The sequence below is a fragment of the Vibrio sp. D417a genome, from assembly GCF_030248595.1.
In the GTDB taxonomy this organism is placed as follows: domain Bacteria; phylum Pseudomonadota; class Gammaproteobacteria; order Enterobacterales; family Vibrionaceae; genus Vibrio; species Vibrio alginolyticus.
Genome location: NZ_JAHGAM010000011.1, coordinates 362,428 through 377,052 on the forward strand (window position 1 = coordinate 362,428; position 14,625 = coordinate 377,052).

A 14,625-nucleotide genomic window follows, 5' to 3' on the forward strand; every position below is an offset into this window, starting at 1 on the left:
TCTAATGTAAGATTAAAATCATTAATTATACTTATTTAGATAAACGCTTTATCTTTCCCTTTTCTGTAAATGTATTTGTTATTTTGAAGTGAGGTGAAGTGTGAGCTTGTGGGTTCTATTGCAAGGTTTTGGTTTAGGAGCATCAATGATCATTCCGATCGGCGCGCAAAATGCGTATGTTTTGAATCAAGGCATAAAGCGTAACCACCACCTAACAACCGCCACTATTTGTAGCGTGCTAGATATGATTTTCATCTCTCTAGGTATCTTTGGTGGTGGTGCAATTCTGTCTCAAAATGAAATCTTACTGACGTCGGTGACACTTGGTGGTATTGCTTTCTTAAGCTTCTATGGACTGCTCTCGCTAAAAAGTGCTTTTAAGCCAGAGAGTGAATCGGAATCAAAAGGGGAGATCGTAGATCGAGGTCGTCGAACGGTTATTCTAGGTGCGTTAGCTGTCACTGTGCTTAATCCGCACTTATATTTAGATACAGTCGTTATTCTAGGTTCGATCGGTGGACAGTTTGAAGGCCATGATCGCATTGCTTTTGCACTAGGTACGATTATGGCTTCCTTTGTTTGGTTCTACACTTTATCGATAGGAGCCGCCAAACTAGGTCCAACACTCTCTCAACCAAAAGTGAAAAAAACCATCGACATTGCAATCGCAATGATGATGTTCACAATAGCGTATATCTTAGCGAGTGAGCTTATTGATAAGTATTGGTAATCACCAGGTAGTAAGGCAGCAAAGACATGGAGTCACTAAAACGTATTTATAACAACAATAGAGAGCGATTCAACGCGCTCTCTATTCCTTTTCGGGAATGGCAGCACGAAGCCATCTTAGACTTTGAGACAGATATACGCATTGCGAGAGAGCTTGGTTGGACGGGTACGCATACCAAAAGCCTCTTTTTAACACTCAAAGGACAAGGTTACGCGGTTTATCTGACAGATAAGGACTCGCGCCTCGATGCCAAGCAGATTAAAGCGATTACAGGTAAACGTCCCTCTATTTGTAATGACGATGAAATGGTCGAAGTGTTAGGTTGCGTACCCGGCGCGGTTTGCCCAATAGGCTTACCGGAATACATCACTATCATTGTTGATACCAATCTCTATCAACATCAAGAGTTGCTCTATACGCCTGGCTTACCTGAGTTCACATTTGGATTTGCAGGTAAACATCTAAAACGCCTCTTACTTGCTGGTCATCACACCCTTTACGAAATATAAAAAAGCGAGGCCTATTGGCCTCGCTTTTGAATATCGACTGCTTTTAATTAAGCGTCGACTTTGTTCAGGTGAACATCCATTTGTGGGAATGGAATCTCGATACCATTTTCATCCAATGCTTCTTTAATACCTTGCATTGCATCAAAGTATACGCCCCAGTAATCTGCAGTTTTCACCCATGGACGAACCACAAAGTTAACTGAAGAGTCTGCTAACGTAAGTACACCAATTGTGATATCCGGGTCTTTCAAGATACGTGGATCTTTCTCTAGCGTCTCACGAATCACTTTCTTCGTTAGTTTAAGGTCTGCTTTGTATGAAACACCAATCACTAGGTCGACACGTCGTGTCGCATGGCGAGAGTAGTTAGTAATGGCACCGCCGATAACTGAAGAGTTAGGCACAACAACCATTTTGTTGTCTGGTGTTTTTAGAACGGTTTGGAAGATTTGAATTGCTTCAACACTACCCGCTACACCACCGATTTCTACGTAGTCGCCTGATTTGAATGGACGGAACGCAACAATAAGTACGCCTGCTGCAAAGTTTGATAGTGAACCTTGTAGTGCAAGACCAACAGCAAGACCTGCCGCACCAATCACAGCAACAACAGAAGCGGTTTGAACTCCTAATCGACCAAGAGCCGCGATTAGCACGATTACAAATAGCAAGTAACGAACAAGACCGTGAATAAATTCAACGACGGCCTTATCCATGTTTTTCTTTTCTAGTACTTTAGAAACACTACCAGCGACTGCCTTAACGATAAGATTACCGATAAACAGAATAAGCAGCGCAGAGATAATGTTCACACCGTACTGAACCAGTAGATCTGAATTGTTTGTCAGCCAAGTTTCAGCCTGAGTTAGACCATCCGTTAAAGTGGTATCGATACCCACCGATTCACCTGCCATAATTCTTATCCTCAAAAATAAAGAGATATAAATCCAATTGCCGTTAATTTATGAACCTTGTTTTTTAAAGGCTCTTTTCTAAAACAACATCCCTATTGCTCCACTGAACAGTGTCAGATTTTTGGCACAATATCCCAACTCTGACTTTTTTCAAAGTCAGAGTTTCGCAAAGATATGCAAAACAAGACTTTATCAGAGCTTTCTGACACTGACTTGTTACAGGTTACGCAATGCACTCTGATTTCGCCACTCTTAAGACTGATATTCCCATGTTTTCTTTAAAAAAACGTTAAAGGTGAGATATCTCACTAGCAAATACAATCTAACGCATAAAAATATCGGGAGAAAGCAGCCGGGAAGAAAATGATAGACATAAAAAAACCCGCTCAAAGAGCGGGTTTTTAGGTAACTTAATCAGTAACGATTATAGTACGTCAACTGCGTTAAGGTCAGCAAATGCTTGCTCTAGACGAGTAACCATTGAAGCTTGGCCTGCACGTAGCCATACGCGTGGATCGTAGTACTTCTTGTTTGGTGCATCTTCACCAGTTGGGTTACCGATCTGACCTTGTAGGTAATCGTGGTTTTCAGCTTCGAACTTACGGATACCATCCCAAGTAGCCCACTGTGTATCAGTATCGATGTTCATTTTGATTACACCGTAGCCGATAGATTCACGGATTTCTTCTAGAGAAGAACCTGAACCGCCGTGGAATACGAAGTTTAGAGAGTTCGCTGGAAGACCGAATTTCTCAGAAACGTGCGCTTGAGAATCACGTAGGATAGTTGGAGTTAGTACAACGTTACCTGGCTTGTATACGCCGTGTACGTTACCGAAAGATGCTGCGATAGTGAAACGGTGGCTGATTGCGCTTAGTTTCTCGTATGCGTATGCAACGTCTTCTGGAGAAGTGTATAGCTCAGACGCATCCATATCAGAGTTGTCAACGCCGTCTTCTTCACCACCAGTACAACCTAGTTCGATTTCTAGAGTCATGTTCATTTTAGCCATGCGCTCTAGGTACTTAGCAGAAATTTCGATGTTCTCTTCTAGAGACTCTTCAGAAAGGTCGATCATGTGAGAAGAGAATAGTGGCTTACCAGTTTGCGCGAAGTACTCTTCACCAGCGTCTAGTAGACCGTCGATCCAAGGAAGTAGTTTCTTAGCTGCGTGGTCAGTGTGTAGGATTACTGGAACACCGTAAGCTTCAGCTACAGCGTGAACGTATTTCGCACCAGCAACAGCACCTAGGATTTGAGCTTCTTGACCTTCAAGTTTTAGACCTTTACCAGCAAAGAAAGCAGCGCCACCGTTAGAGAACTGAACGATAACTGGAGCTTTAACTTTTGCAGCTGCTTCAAGTACTGCGTTTACAGAGTCAGTACCCACACAGTTTACTGCTGGAAGTGCAAAGCTGTTTTCTTTTGCAACTTCAAATACTTTCTGAACGTCATCGCCAGAGATAACACCTGGTTTTACGAAGTCGAAGATCTTAGACATGGATGTAATCCTATTTATCTGTCGTTTTTAAACAAAACTTGTTAAGTTGAAAATCTTGCAAACGTTTGCTCACAACTGAGGCTATTCTAGCAGAGTTCCTCACACGTTGCAGCAAACAAGAAAGCGGGAGAATCACTCCCCCGCTTTGCTTTAATTACTTAGCGCGTGCTTCTAGCATTTCTACTGCTGGAAGAACTTTACCTTCTACGAACTCAAGGAAAGCGCCGCCGCCAGTAGAGATGTAAGATACATCCGCTTTGATACCGAACTTGTCGATAGCTGCTAGCGTGTCACCACCGCCTGCAACAGAGAAGCCTTCAGAAGCTGCGATAGCTTCAGAGATACCTTTAGTACCTGCTTCGAAGTTCTTGAATTCGAATACGCCTACTGGACCATTCCATAGGATAGTCTTAGCGTTTTTAAGGATTTCAGCTAGTTCAGCTGTTGAATCTGGACCAAGGTCGAAGATCATGTCGTCGTCTTGTACTTCAGAAACGTGCTTAATTTCAGCTTCTGCGTTCTCGTCGAATGCTTTCGCACATGCAACGTCAGTTGCTACTGGAATTGCACACTCGTCCATTAGCTTCTTAGCTGTTTCAACTAGGTCTGCTTCGTATAGAGACTTACCAACGTTGTGGCCAGCAGCTGCGATGAATGTGTTAGCAATACCACCACCAACAACGAGTTGGTCAGCGATTTTAGATAGAGACTCAAGAACAGTTAGCTTAGTAGAAACTTTTGAACCACCTACGATAGCAACCATTGGACGAGCTGGCTTGTCCATTGCTTTGCCTAGCGCTTCTAGTTCGTTCGCTAGTAGAGGACCAGCACATGCTACGTCTGCGTGCATGCCAACGCCGTGAGTAGATGCTTGAGCACGGTGAGCCGTACCGAATGCGTCCATTACGAATACGTCACATAGTGCTGCATATTTCTTAGATAGCTCTTCGTCGTTTTTCTTTTCGCCTTTGTTGAAGCGAACGTTTTCAAGAACAACAAGTTCACCCGCATTTAGCTCTAGGCCATCTAGGTAGTCTTTTGCTAGCTTCACTTCGCAATCTAGTGCGTCGTTTAGGTAGTTAACAACTGGTTGTAGAGAGAACTCTTCAGCGTATTCACCTTCAGTTGGGCGACCTAGGTGAGACGTAACCATTACTTTAGCGCCTGCTTCTAGGCAGTGCTTAATAGTTGGAAGAGATGCGATGATACGTGCATCCGAAGTTACTTTACCGTCTTTTACTGGCACGTTTAGGTCAGCACGGATAAATACACGTTTACCTGCAAGATCCAGGTCAGTCATCTTGATTACAGACATGATGTGTCCTCTCAAATATTTAATAATTAAAGTTTTTGAAAACTCGGCAACCCTGCCAAGCCTGTTAATTCTTCAAACTGGTTATAGATATGGAGATATTATGGATTTATTTCAAGGCTTGAAATAAAAATTCTCCATCACTTCTTCGTCATTACTGTTCCACTTGCGAAGAAGCTTGCATTGCTAAGGCAGTATCCAGCATCCGGTTAGCAAAGCCCCATTCGTTGTCGCACCAAACGAGCATTTTTACGAGTTGCCCGTTACTCACTCTAGTCTGGCTTCCATCCACAATCGCACTATGGGGGTCGTGGTTAAAGTCGATGGAAACGAGTGGCGATTCAGTATAGTCAACAATGTTACGTAATGTACACTGAGATGCGTTAACAATGGTTTGATTTACGTCATTAACTTTCACATTTGTACTAATTGTGACACTTAAATCCATTGCAGTGACGTTAACCGTTGGAACACGAACAGAAATTGCTTCGAATTTGTTGGAAAATTTCGGGAAGATTCTTTCAATCCCCTTATGCAACTTAGTGTCCACCGGAATAATAGATTGGCTTGCAGCGCGGGTACGGCGTAAGTCGTTATGATACGCATCAATTACTTGTTGATCGTTCATGGACGAATGAATTGTGGTAATGGTGCCAGACTCTATGCCGAAGGCTTCGTCTAATACTTTAATGATGGGAACGATACAGTTGGTGGTGCAAGAGCCATTGGAGACAACACGGTGCTCGTCTTTCAGAGTTTCGTGGTTCACGCCATAGATAATCGTATTATCTAGGTCGTTTGCGCCCGGGTGCGAAAACAGTACTTTCTTAGCGCCAGCTTCTATATGCGCTTGCCCATCCGCTTGCGAACCAAATACGCCAGTGCAATCCAAGACGATATCAACTTCTAAATCACGCCAAGGAAGTAATTCGATTTCGGAGAGATGGAGAATGCGAATGGAATCATATTCACCGCTGTCATGATGAACATGCAAATGTTCTTGGTCATGGGAAATTTTTTTACCAAAGCGACCATGACTGGTGTCATATTGCAGTAGGTGTGCCATCGCCTCTGGCTGTGCTAGTTCGTTTACCGCCACAACCTTGATCTGCTGGTGTTTTCCGCTTTCATACACCGCTCGCAGAACATTACGACCTATACGTCCAAATCCATTGATCGCAACCTTTAGCATTTATCCTTCGCCCTACCAAAAATTTCGTGTCACAGATACTACCTGATCAGGCTGACAAACGCACCTGTTGAATCACAGTAAAGCAGGATTAAAAAAGGTCGAGACTATGCTCGACCTTATTACAACGATAGATAATTAAAATGCGACGTCTAAACCTAACCAGTAGCGACGACCATCTTCAATATATCCGTATTCTTCGTAACTGATTTCCTCGTCCAGCAAGTTATAGATAGCGCCTTTAATACGAGTATTGTCGGTTAACTGGTATGTCACACCGGCGTCCACAAAGGTATAAGCTGGTTCTACAATACTGTTTCTTGATGGGCCAGTAACCGGATCCATTTCTTTACCTCGGTACGTGACTTTCGCCCAGCTCTCTAGATCCGTTGTCGTCTGCCAAGTCACATCCACATTAAACAGATGCTTTGGTAACTGCTGCAGCGGCATGCCTTTGTATTCACCTGTTTTTTGCTCTGAGTCGGTAAATGTGTAGCTCGAGCTAAGGTAAATGGTTTCCGTTAACGGCGATGCTAAGGTCGCTTCAATACCTTGTGTGACGGCTTCATCCACGTTAATACGGTACGTTGGATCTGCTCCCCATTGGTTTGGACCATCAGTACAGATAGTGTCTGGACAAACAACACGTGTGATCTTGTCTTTGAATTCGTTATGGAACGCTGTCAAAGAGACATCTAAACCGGAATCACCTTGATACAAAACGCTGATTTCTTTGTTTAGCGACGTTTCAGGGTCAAGATCTGGGTTACCGTAGATATTACCGCCACCACTGACTTGCGCCCAGCCAGGAGTAATTTCACGTAATTGTGGAGAACGGAAACCTGTTGCCACACCGCCTTTCACCGTCCAAGACGGATCAACTCGCCATACACCGTAAACACGTGGACTAAAGTGCGCGCCATAGTTTTCGTCATGATCTAGACGACCACCAAGCGTAACGCTAAACGGATCAGCTATTCTCCATTCATCTTCAATGAAAACAGCCCACTGCGTATTCGATGTTTCAGTCTTCGATGACGCTTTGTTGGAGGTGAAATCCTCAAGCTCTGCATGAGTGGCGTCCACACCCGTCGTCAACGTATGGTTTCCGATACCAGTCACCAAGCTCGATTTGAACGTGGTGTTGGTGATCGTCATCTCACGAGATTTGTTCTCGCTCTCTTCTCGCTGTAAGTAAGTATCTGAAATGCCAATCGAATCCCAATCACCGTTGTGGCTTACCGTTACGTAATTACGACGATATTCATTCAGTGAATCTTCACACCCTCCACGACACCCAGTGGTCGGCACTGAAAGGCCCACATTGCCACGACGACTTTGTGCCGACGTGCCACCTTCTAATTGTACCGAGTGGCGCTCATTAATCTGGTAAGTCAGTTTTGAAGAGATACTCTGCATATCTTTATCTTCATAACCGTATTCGATGTCATCTTCTTCTCTGGTTGTGTACTGACCATATACTTGGAGAGATAAATTTTCAGCCAACGGACCATTAACGAAAAAGTTCGCGCTCTGCTCTCCACCTGAGCGGCTATTCTCTTGTAGTACCGTGCCCAGTTGAACATTACCCGTCCACTCTAACGCATCTTTTCGTGTGATGACGTTAATCACACCACCAATCGCATCAGAACCGTAAAGCGTCGACATTGGGCCACGAATAACTTCGATTCGCTCAATCGCTTGAAGAGGAGGTAACCAACCTTGTTCGATACCTGGGCCGTCACTATTTGGACGAGTTTCACGCGTGCTTTGACGTTTACCGTCGACCAGTATCAAAGTGTATTTAGAACCCATACCACGGATACTAATGTCGGTAGTATCACCACCACCTGTCACGACAACACCTGGCACACTTTTTAGTGCATCAGTCACATCGCGGTAATAACGGGAGTCCAACTCCTCACGTGAAATCACACTAATACTTGCAGGCGCGTCCGCTTGAGATTGCTCGTAGCTTGATGCAGTTACAACCACTGTTTCCATTTTAGAAACTGCATCATTGGCAAAAACATGAGGGACACTGACGAAGGCTAAAATACCAGTTGCGGTAATAACTGGCAGTCTAAGAGTAGACATCTACATCTCCATAATTGATAATGATTATTATTTTCGAAAGTGAATTATTCACAAATAGAATGAGATGCATAGTGAGAGTTATGGAACGGTTCTTTCCATTTATGGAACTCGTACATAACGCAGTAAGGAGTAAAAGAAATATGCACGACTTAGCATCAATTAGAGCCTTTGATGCGCTCAATCAGCATAAAAGTTTGACAGCCGCTGCTAAAGCCCTTAATCAGCCAAAATCAACGCTAAGTCGTCGCTTGGCACAATTAGAAGAAGACTTCGGTCAGGCTCTAACCGCTAGGCAAGGTAATCGATTAGTTCTGACAAGAGCTGGAGAGATCTTTGCCCACTACAGCCGCCAGATTCTTGAGTTAAGCGAAGAGAGTTATGATGCACTGCAAGGTTTAACGAACCAAGTTTCAGGGCCACTGCATATTGTTTGTCACACTGCCTTAGTTAGAAGCTGGCTCGGTGGCGTACTCAATCGTTTTCTTGCTGATAATCCCGATGTTAGAGTTCAACTTACCAGTGACTTTTCTGAGGCGCATCATGACCCAGATTTGTTCATCTGGCTCGGTGAACGTAAAGAGCTAGACTGGCGAAAAGAAGTGCTGGGGGTATTTCGCTATACGCCTTTTGCCTCTCCAAATTATCTAAAACAACATGGGCCTATACCGCACCCCAAAGAACTTGAAGCACACCCATGGATCGATTTTGGTTCAGTGCAAGAAAATGGATTGATGCTAGCACACCCTCAACACGGTGAGTTCTTTTTAGAGCCCTTTGTTAGTCGCTTATACAGCGACAACATAGCAATGCAAATAGACAGTATCGCGAATGGTCATGGTATTGGACTGCTGCCGACTTGGACAGCATGCGGCTATGAGAAACATCACCCAGGGCGAATCACACCTTGCTTAGAAGGTTGGCTTTCTGAGCCTATTTCCATTAACTGCTATACACCAGCAGGACGACCACCACTGCGCTTATCCGTACTTTTAGACTGCATTCACCAAAGCATTCCACAAGGTTGGAAAACCTGACAAAAATAAAAAGGCCATCATAATGATGGCCTTTCTAACTTTAGCATCTAACAGTTGTCGTTTACGTTCGACTGTTTAGACGGTCCTGCAATTACGCTAGCAATTCTTTTGCTGTGTTCACTACGTTTTCAGTCGTGAAGCCAAACATTTCGAATAGCTGACCAGCAGGTGCGGATTCACCGAATGTTGTCATACCGATGATGCGACCGTCAAAGCCAACGTACTTGTACCAGAAATCAGCAATGCCCGCTTCAATAGCGATACGTGCCGTTACGTCTGATGGCAGTACAGCTTCACGGTAAGCGGCGTCTTGTTTGTCGAATGCATCTGTTGATGGCATTGAAACAACGCGTACTTTCTTGCCTTCTGAAGTTAGTTGCTCAGCGGCTTTCACTGCAAGCTCAACCTCAGAACCTGTTGCGATAAGGATTAGCTCAGGCTTACCTTCGCTATCTTTCAGGATGTAAGCACCTTTCGCGATGTCTGCGACTTGTTCAGCAGTACGCTCTTGTTGCGCTAGGTTTTGACGAGAGAAGATAAGTGCAGTTGGTGCATCTTTACGTTCAATCGCTAGTTTCCATGCAACTGCAGACTCAACTTGGTCACATGGGCGCCATGTGCTCATGTTTGGAGTTACACGTAGAGACGCCATTTGCTCAACAGGTTGGTGAGTTGGGCCATCTTCGCCAAGACCGATCGAATCATGCGTGTAAACTTGGATGTTCTGAATTTTCATCAGCGCAGCCATACGCATTGCGTTACGAGCGTATTCCATGAACATTAGGAATGTTGCGCCGTAAGGAACGAAACCACCGTGCAATGCGATACCGTTGATGATAGCAGTCATACCGAATTCGCGTACACCGTAGTGGATGTAGTTGCCAGAGAAGTCCTCCGTTTCTAGAGACTTAGAACCAGACCACATGGTCAGGTTAGAAGGCGCTAGGTCAGCAGAACCACCCATAAACTCAGGAAGCATTTGACCAAACGCTTCTAGTGCATTTTGCGATGCTTTACGTGATGCAATGTTCGCTGGGTTTGCTTGAAGATCAGCAATGATTTGGTTCGCTTTTTCTTCCCACTGTGCAGGAAGTTCGCCGTTTAGACGACGTTTAAGCTCTGCCGCTTCAGCAGGGTAAGCTGCAGCGTATGCTTCGAATTTTTCATTCCAAGCTGCTTCTTTCGCGGCGCCCGCTTCTTTTGCATCCCACTCAGCGTAAACATCTGCCGGGATCTCAAATGGGCCGTACTCCCAACCTAGGTATTCACGAGCCGCTTGGATCTCATCGTGACCTAGTGGTGCACCGTGACAGTCGTGCGAACCAGACTTGTTAGGAGAACCGAAACCGATAATTGTTTTGGTACAGATAAGCGTAGGACGTGGGTCCGCTTTTGCTGCTTCAATTGCTGCGTTGATCGCGTCTGAGTCGTGACCATCGACTGCTGGGATTACATGCCAGCCGTACGCTTCAAAACGCTTAGGTGTATCGTCAGAGAACCAGCCTTCAACGTGACCGTCGATAGAAATGCCGTTGTCATCCCAGAACGCGATCAGTTTGCCTAGACCTAACGTCCCAGCAAGAGAGCATGCTTCATGCGAGATGCCTTCCATTAGACAGCCGTCACCCATGAACACATACGTAAAGTGGTCAACGATATCGTGACCTTCTTTGTTGAACTGTGCCGCTAGTGCTTTCTCTGCGATCGCCATACCAACAGCGTTAGTGATGCCTTGACCTAGAGGACCCGTTGTTGTCTCGATACCAGGCGCGTAGCCGTACTCTGGGTGACCTGGGGTTTTTGAGTGCAATTGACGGAAGTTTTTCAGATCGTCAATAGATAGCTCGTAACCGCTTAAGTGCAGTAGAGAGTAAATAAGCATTGACCCATGACCGTTTGACAGCACAAAGCGATCGCGGTCGGCCCACTCTGGGTTTGAAGGGTTATGGTTTAGGTGAGAGCGCCAAAGAACTTCAGCGATATCAGCCATACCCATTGGTGCGCCTGGGTGGCCTGAGTTAGCTTGTTGAACACCATCCATGCTTAGAGCACGAATTGCATTGGCAAGATGTTTACGAGACGACATGTCTGCTCCTGAGTACATTAAGCGAAACGAAAAGTAGGTCATAATTCTCTCAAAGCCCTGTTGGGTGTGCAAACGTTTTCCAGTCCAAAACCTCACAAATATTGCACCTTTCGCGCCAAATCGTTCGAAGTTCTTAAAATTATCAATAAATCAGGCAAACGTTTGGTTATAACAAAAACCAAAAAAGAGCTTGTAATTCGAGCAATCAAATTTAGAATAGACGTCTAGATGTAGATACACCTACAAAAATTAGTATTAATTTGCGCTGGAGAGTTTATCATTCCCCAGTTTTAAACCAGATATAGTGGAGCTAACATGGCTAAGCACCTGTTTACTTCTGAGTCAGTATCAGAAGGTCATCCAGATAAAATTGCAGACCAGATTTCTGATGCGGTTCTTGACGCGATTCTAGAGCAAGATCCAAAGGCTCGTGTTGCATGTGAGACTTACGTTAAAACCGGTATGGTAATGGTGGGTGGTGAAATCACGACTTCAGCATGGGTAGACATCGAAGAGTTAACTCGTGAAACCGTTCGTGAAATCGGCTACGTACATTCAGATATGGGCTTTGACGCAGATTCTTGTGCGGTACTAAACACAATCGGTAAACAGTCGCCAGATATCAACCAAGGTGTTGATAAAGCTGACCCTAAAGAACAAGGTGCAGGCGACCAAGGCATCATGTTTGGTTACGCTTGTAACGAAACTGAAGTACTAATGCCAGCGCCAATTACTTACTCTCACCGTCTTGTTCAAAAGCAAGCAGAAGTTCGTAAAAACGGCACACTACCTTGGTTGCGTCCTGATGCAAAATCTCAGGTAACATTCCAATACGATCAAGGTAACATCGTTGGTATCGACGCGGTTGTTCTTTCAACTCAACACTGTGACTCAATCTCAACTTCAGACCTGCGTGAAGCGGTAATGGAAGAGATCATTAAGCCAGTGCTACCTTCTGAGTGGATCAACAAAGAAACAAACTTCTTCATTAACCCAACCGGTCGCTTCGTAATCGGTGGTCCTATGGGTGACTGTGGTCTAACTGGTCGTAAGATCATCGTAGATACCTACGGCGGCGCAGCTCGTCACGGTGGCGGTGCGTTTTCTGGTAAAGATCCATCAAAAGTTGACCGTAGTGCAGCATACGCAGCACGCTACGTAGCGAAAAACATCGTAGCGGCAGGCATGGCTGACCGTTGTGAGATCCAACTTTCTTACGCAATCGGTGTTGCTGATCCAACGTCTATCATGGTGGAAACGTTCGGTACTGAGAAAGTATCTCACGACATCATCATTGAAGCGGTTCGTCAATTCTTCGACCTACGTCCATACGGTCTACAAGAAATGCTTAACCTTCTTCAACCTATCTACAAGAAGACAGCGGCTTACGGTCACTTCGGTCGTGAAGAATTCCCGTGGGAAGCAACAGACAAAGCTGCACTTCTACGCGATTTCGCTGGCATCAAATAATCAAGCCAAGCAAGAATCAATCAAGCCCTCGCCTATGGTGGGGGCTTTTTATTTTCAGCAACTTTTATCTAGTCATTTCGGCTCATACCGCCCTGCCCCACAAAGCAGTCCTGTTTCTCCCTCATTTTTATACCGAATAAATTTTAAGCAATTATTTGTAAATTATCCCATCTCCGCCAATAGTTAAAATATTGTTAATTCCAATTTAAATAGAGACGTCGGATGCTGGCGACTGTGGAAGCAACACTTAAGTAAAGACATGAGTTAAGCATCTTTATGGCCGATACCAAACTAAGCCAATGCTCAGATGTAAACTTGAAAAAGTCGCTTCAAGTTTGACTGAACAAAAACCGCTGTCAGTTGGTATAAGCGGATAATGTGGGAATAAATCAAGGAGGAGTTATGCCTCGAACTGTTAATCCATCGGACTTCCACAACAAGCGAAAGGAAGTGCCAGACAACGAATACGCCAGAACCATACCGTGCAATACGGTCAATCTTTCTGCACCTTTTCATTGGCTCGCATTAGGTCTGCATGATTTCGTGCGAATGCCGCTTATTAGTGCTTTCTATGGCATCTGTTTTATGGCAGCTGCGATAGGCATTGTTTTGCTCGTACAGTGGCAAGGCACACACTTAGTCGTCATGCCCAGTTTGATTGTTTACATGTTGATTGGTCCGTTTCTCGCGCTGGGCTTGTATGATGCCAGTTGGGAGAGAGAGCGCGGACACAAAGCAAGCTTGTTCCATTCAATGAAAGCGATCGGTCGTAACTCAACATCTCAATGGGCGTTCGCCGTGTTACTCGCAGTGTGTATGATATTTTGGATGCGCATTGCCGCTCTACTTCATGCACTCTACCCTTCTGTTCAAGGGGCACCTTTAAGTGAGTTCCTACCCTTCCTTGTCATCGGCTCTTTAGTTGGCTTTGTTTTGGCTTGTGTGGTGTTTAGCATTTCAGCCTTTTCTATTCCGCTCATGATGGAGCGTCGCGTAGACATGATGACCGCTGTGTTTACCAGCTTTAATGCCGTGAAATCCAACATTCCAGCAATGATTGTTTGGGCAGCGATCATCTGTGGCGGTATTCTTATCGGCTTTGCGACCTACGGGATCGGAATGTTGTTTACCATGCCAATTCTAGGCTACGGTACATGGCACGCTTACCATGCCACCATCAAGAAAAAACACACACCATAATTAACTGATGCTATGATCTGGCCCTCGCAAATGCGGGGGCTTTTTTATTTAATTTATCGAGGTGAATTGTGGATATAGAACTCAGCTATAAAGCCAAGCAAGTGATGGCGGGCTGTATCGCGATGGCGGAACAAGCTTTCAAACGTTCTTTCCCGATTCCAACAATCACCTTCGACGTCCGTGGGAAAGCGGCAGGAAAAGCCTACCTTCAATTAAATCAAGTACGCCTAAACCCTGTTTTATTTCGCGAAAACACCCAAGCATTCTTAGATGAAGTCATTCCTCATGAAGTAGCACACCTGATTACTTATCAGGTTTACGGGCGAGTAAGGCCTCACGGTAAAGAATGGAAAGGCGTCATGGAAGCCGTATTTAACGTACCAGCCAAAACCACTCACAGCTTTGAAGTAAAATCCGTTCAAGGTAAAACCTTTGAGTATCGTTGTGGTTGTATGACCTACCCTCTATCGATTCGCCGTCATAATAAAGTGCTGCGCAAAGAGGCGACGTACTCTTGTCAAAAATGTCGCCAACCACTTAACTTCACCGGCATTCAATTATCGTAGCCCTTACCTCATAGTGT

12 protein-coding genes are annotated in these 14,625 nt (G+C 44.8%); 6 read left to right on the forward strand and 6 right to left on the reverse strand.

Annotated elements, in window-relative coordinates:
* Positions 1-100: 100 nt before the first annotated feature.
* Together KI742_RS13465 and KI742_RS13470 are read left to right on the forward strand one after the other, a co-directional pair.
* On the forward strand, positions 101-730 hold the full coding sequence (locus KI742_RS13465; protein WP_262636137.1) for a LysE/ArgO family amino acid transporter: 630 nt from the start codon (positions 101-103) through the stop codon (positions 728-730).
* Between the two features lie 26 nt (positions 731-756).
* Positions 757-1,239 carry a YbaK/EbsC family protein gene (locus tag KI742_RS13470; RefSeq protein WP_005380994.1) on the forward strand — a complete coding sequence of 161 codons (483 nt, stop codon included), beginning with the start codon at positions 757-759 and terminating at the stop codon, positions 1,237-1,239.
* A 47-nt stretch (positions 1,240-1,286) separates the two neighbouring features.
* Here KI742_RS13470 and mscS read toward each other — a convergent pair whose 3' ends face one another.
* The 5 genes from mscS to KI742_RS13495 all read right to left on the reverse strand — a co-directional run bounded on the left by mscS (position 1,287) and on the right by KI742_RS13495 (position 8,252).
* Positions 1,287-2,153: a small-conductance mechanosensitive channel MscS gene (gene mscS, locus KI742_RS13475; RefSeq protein WP_005380995.1), complete on the reverse strand. Its 867-nt coding sequence runs from the start codon at positions 2,151-2,153 to the stop codon at positions 1,287-1,289.
* A gap of 424 nt (positions 2,154-2,577) precedes the next feature.
* Entirely contained in the window at positions 2,578-3,654 is a 1,077-nt protein-coding gene (gene fbaA / locus KI742_RS13480; RefSeq protein WP_005380996.1) for a class II fructose-bisphosphate aldolase, read from the reverse strand.
* Between the two features lie 154 nt (positions 3,655-3,808).
* A complete protein-coding gene (locus KI742_RS13485; RefSeq protein ID WP_005384547.1) occupies positions 3,809-4,969 on the reverse strand; it encodes a phosphoglycerate kinase in 1,161 nt (386 codons plus the stop codon).
* A gap of 151 nt (positions 4,970-5,120) precedes the next feature.
* Positions 5,121-6,158, reverse strand: coding sequence for an erythrose-4-phosphate dehydrogenase (gene epd, locus KI742_RS13490; protein ID WP_005384545.1), 1,038 nt, complete (start codon positions 6,156-6,158; stop codon positions 5,121-5,123).
* 135 nt (positions 6,159-6,293) lie between these two features.
* Positions 6,294-8,252, reverse strand: coding sequence for a ligand-gated channel protein (locus KI742_RS13495; protein ID WP_005380999.1), 1,959 nt, complete (start codon positions 8,250-8,252; stop codon positions 6,294-6,296).
* 140 nt (positions 8,253-8,392) lie between these two features.
* Here KI742_RS13495 and KI742_RS13500 point away from each other — a divergent pair, with 140 nt between their 5' ends.
* The gene (locus KI742_RS13500; protein WP_017633561.1) at positions 8,393-9,286 is read left to right on the forward strand and encodes a LysR family transcriptional regulator; all 894 of its coding nucleotides are present in this window, start codon (positions 8,393-8,395) and stop codon (positions 9,284-9,286) included.
* A gap of 91 nt (positions 9,287-9,377) precedes the next feature.
* Here the strand turns inward: KI742_RS13500 and tkt are convergent, their stop codons facing one another.
* Positions 9,378-11,372 carry a transketolase gene (tkt, locus tag KI742_RS13505; protein ID WP_054866504.1) on the reverse strand — a complete coding sequence of 665 codons (1,995 nt, stop codon included), beginning with the start codon at positions 11,370-11,372 and terminating at the stop codon, positions 9,378-9,380.
* Positions 11,373-11,687: 315 nt separating this feature from the next.
* Here tkt and metK point away from each other — a divergent pair, with 315 nt between their 5' ends.
* From metK to KI742_RS13520, 3 genes are all read left to right on the forward strand, one after another.
* Complete coding sequence (gene metK / locus KI742_RS13510; protein ID WP_005381027.1) at positions 11,688-12,842, forward strand: methionine adenosyltransferase; 1,155 nt, start codon at positions 11,688-11,690, stop codon at positions 12,840-12,842.
* A 402-nt stretch (positions 12,843-13,244) separates the two neighbouring features.
* Complete coding sequence (locus KI742_RS13515; RefSeq protein ID WP_005381026.1) at positions 13,245-14,042, forward strand: DUF2189 domain-containing protein; 798 nt, start codon at positions 13,245-13,247, stop codon at positions 14,040-14,042.
* 68 nt (positions 14,043-14,110) lie between these two features.
* On the forward strand, positions 14,111-14,608 hold the full coding sequence (locus KI742_RS13520; RefSeq protein WP_005381025.1) for a SprT family zinc-dependent metalloprotease: 498 nt from the start codon (positions 14,111-14,113) through the stop codon (positions 14,606-14,608).
* The last annotated feature ends 17 nt before the right edge of the window (positions 14,609-14,625 follow it).

Excerpts from the sequence above, each read along its gene's own strand:
- epd (WP_005384545.1), bottom strand. The coding sequence starts at position 6,158 with ATGCTAAAGGTTGCGATCAATGGATTTGGACGTATAGGTCGTAATGTT.
- KI742_RS13500 (WP_017633561.1), top strand. The coding sequence starts at position 8,393 with ATGCACGACTTAGCATCAATTAGAGCCTTTGATGCGCTCAATCAGCAT.
- tkt (WP_054866504.1), bottom strand. The coding sequence starts at position 11,372 with ATGTCGTCTCGTAAACATCTTGCCAATGCAATTCGTGCTCTAAGCATG.
- metK (WP_005381027.1), top strand. The coding sequence starts at position 11,688 with ATGGCTAAGCACCTGTTTACTTCTGAGTCAGTATCAGAAGGTCATCCA.
- fbaA (WP_005380996.1), bottom strand. The coding sequence starts at position 3,654 with ATGTCTAAGATCTTCGACTTCGTAAAACCAGGTGTTATCTCTGGCGAT.
- KI742_RS13495 (WP_005380999.1), bottom strand. The coding sequence starts at position 8,252 with ATGTCTACTCTTAGACTGCCAGTTATTACCGCAACTGGTATTTTAGCC.
- KI742_RS13515 (WP_005381026.1), top strand. The coding sequence starts at position 13,245 with ATGCCTCGAACTGTTAATCCATCGGACTTCCACAACAAGCGAAAGGAA.
- KI742_RS13470 (WP_005380994.1), top strand. The coding sequence starts at position 757 with ATGGAGTCACTAAAACGTATTTATAACAACAATAGAGAGCGATTCAAC.
- mscS (WP_005380995.1), bottom strand. The coding sequence starts at position 2,153 with ATGGCAGGTGAATCGGTGGGTATCGATACCACTTTAACGGATGGTCTA.
- KI742_RS13485 (WP_005384547.1), bottom strand. The coding sequence starts at position 4,969 with ATGTCTGTAATCAAGATGACTGACCTGGATCTTGCAGGTAAACGTGTA.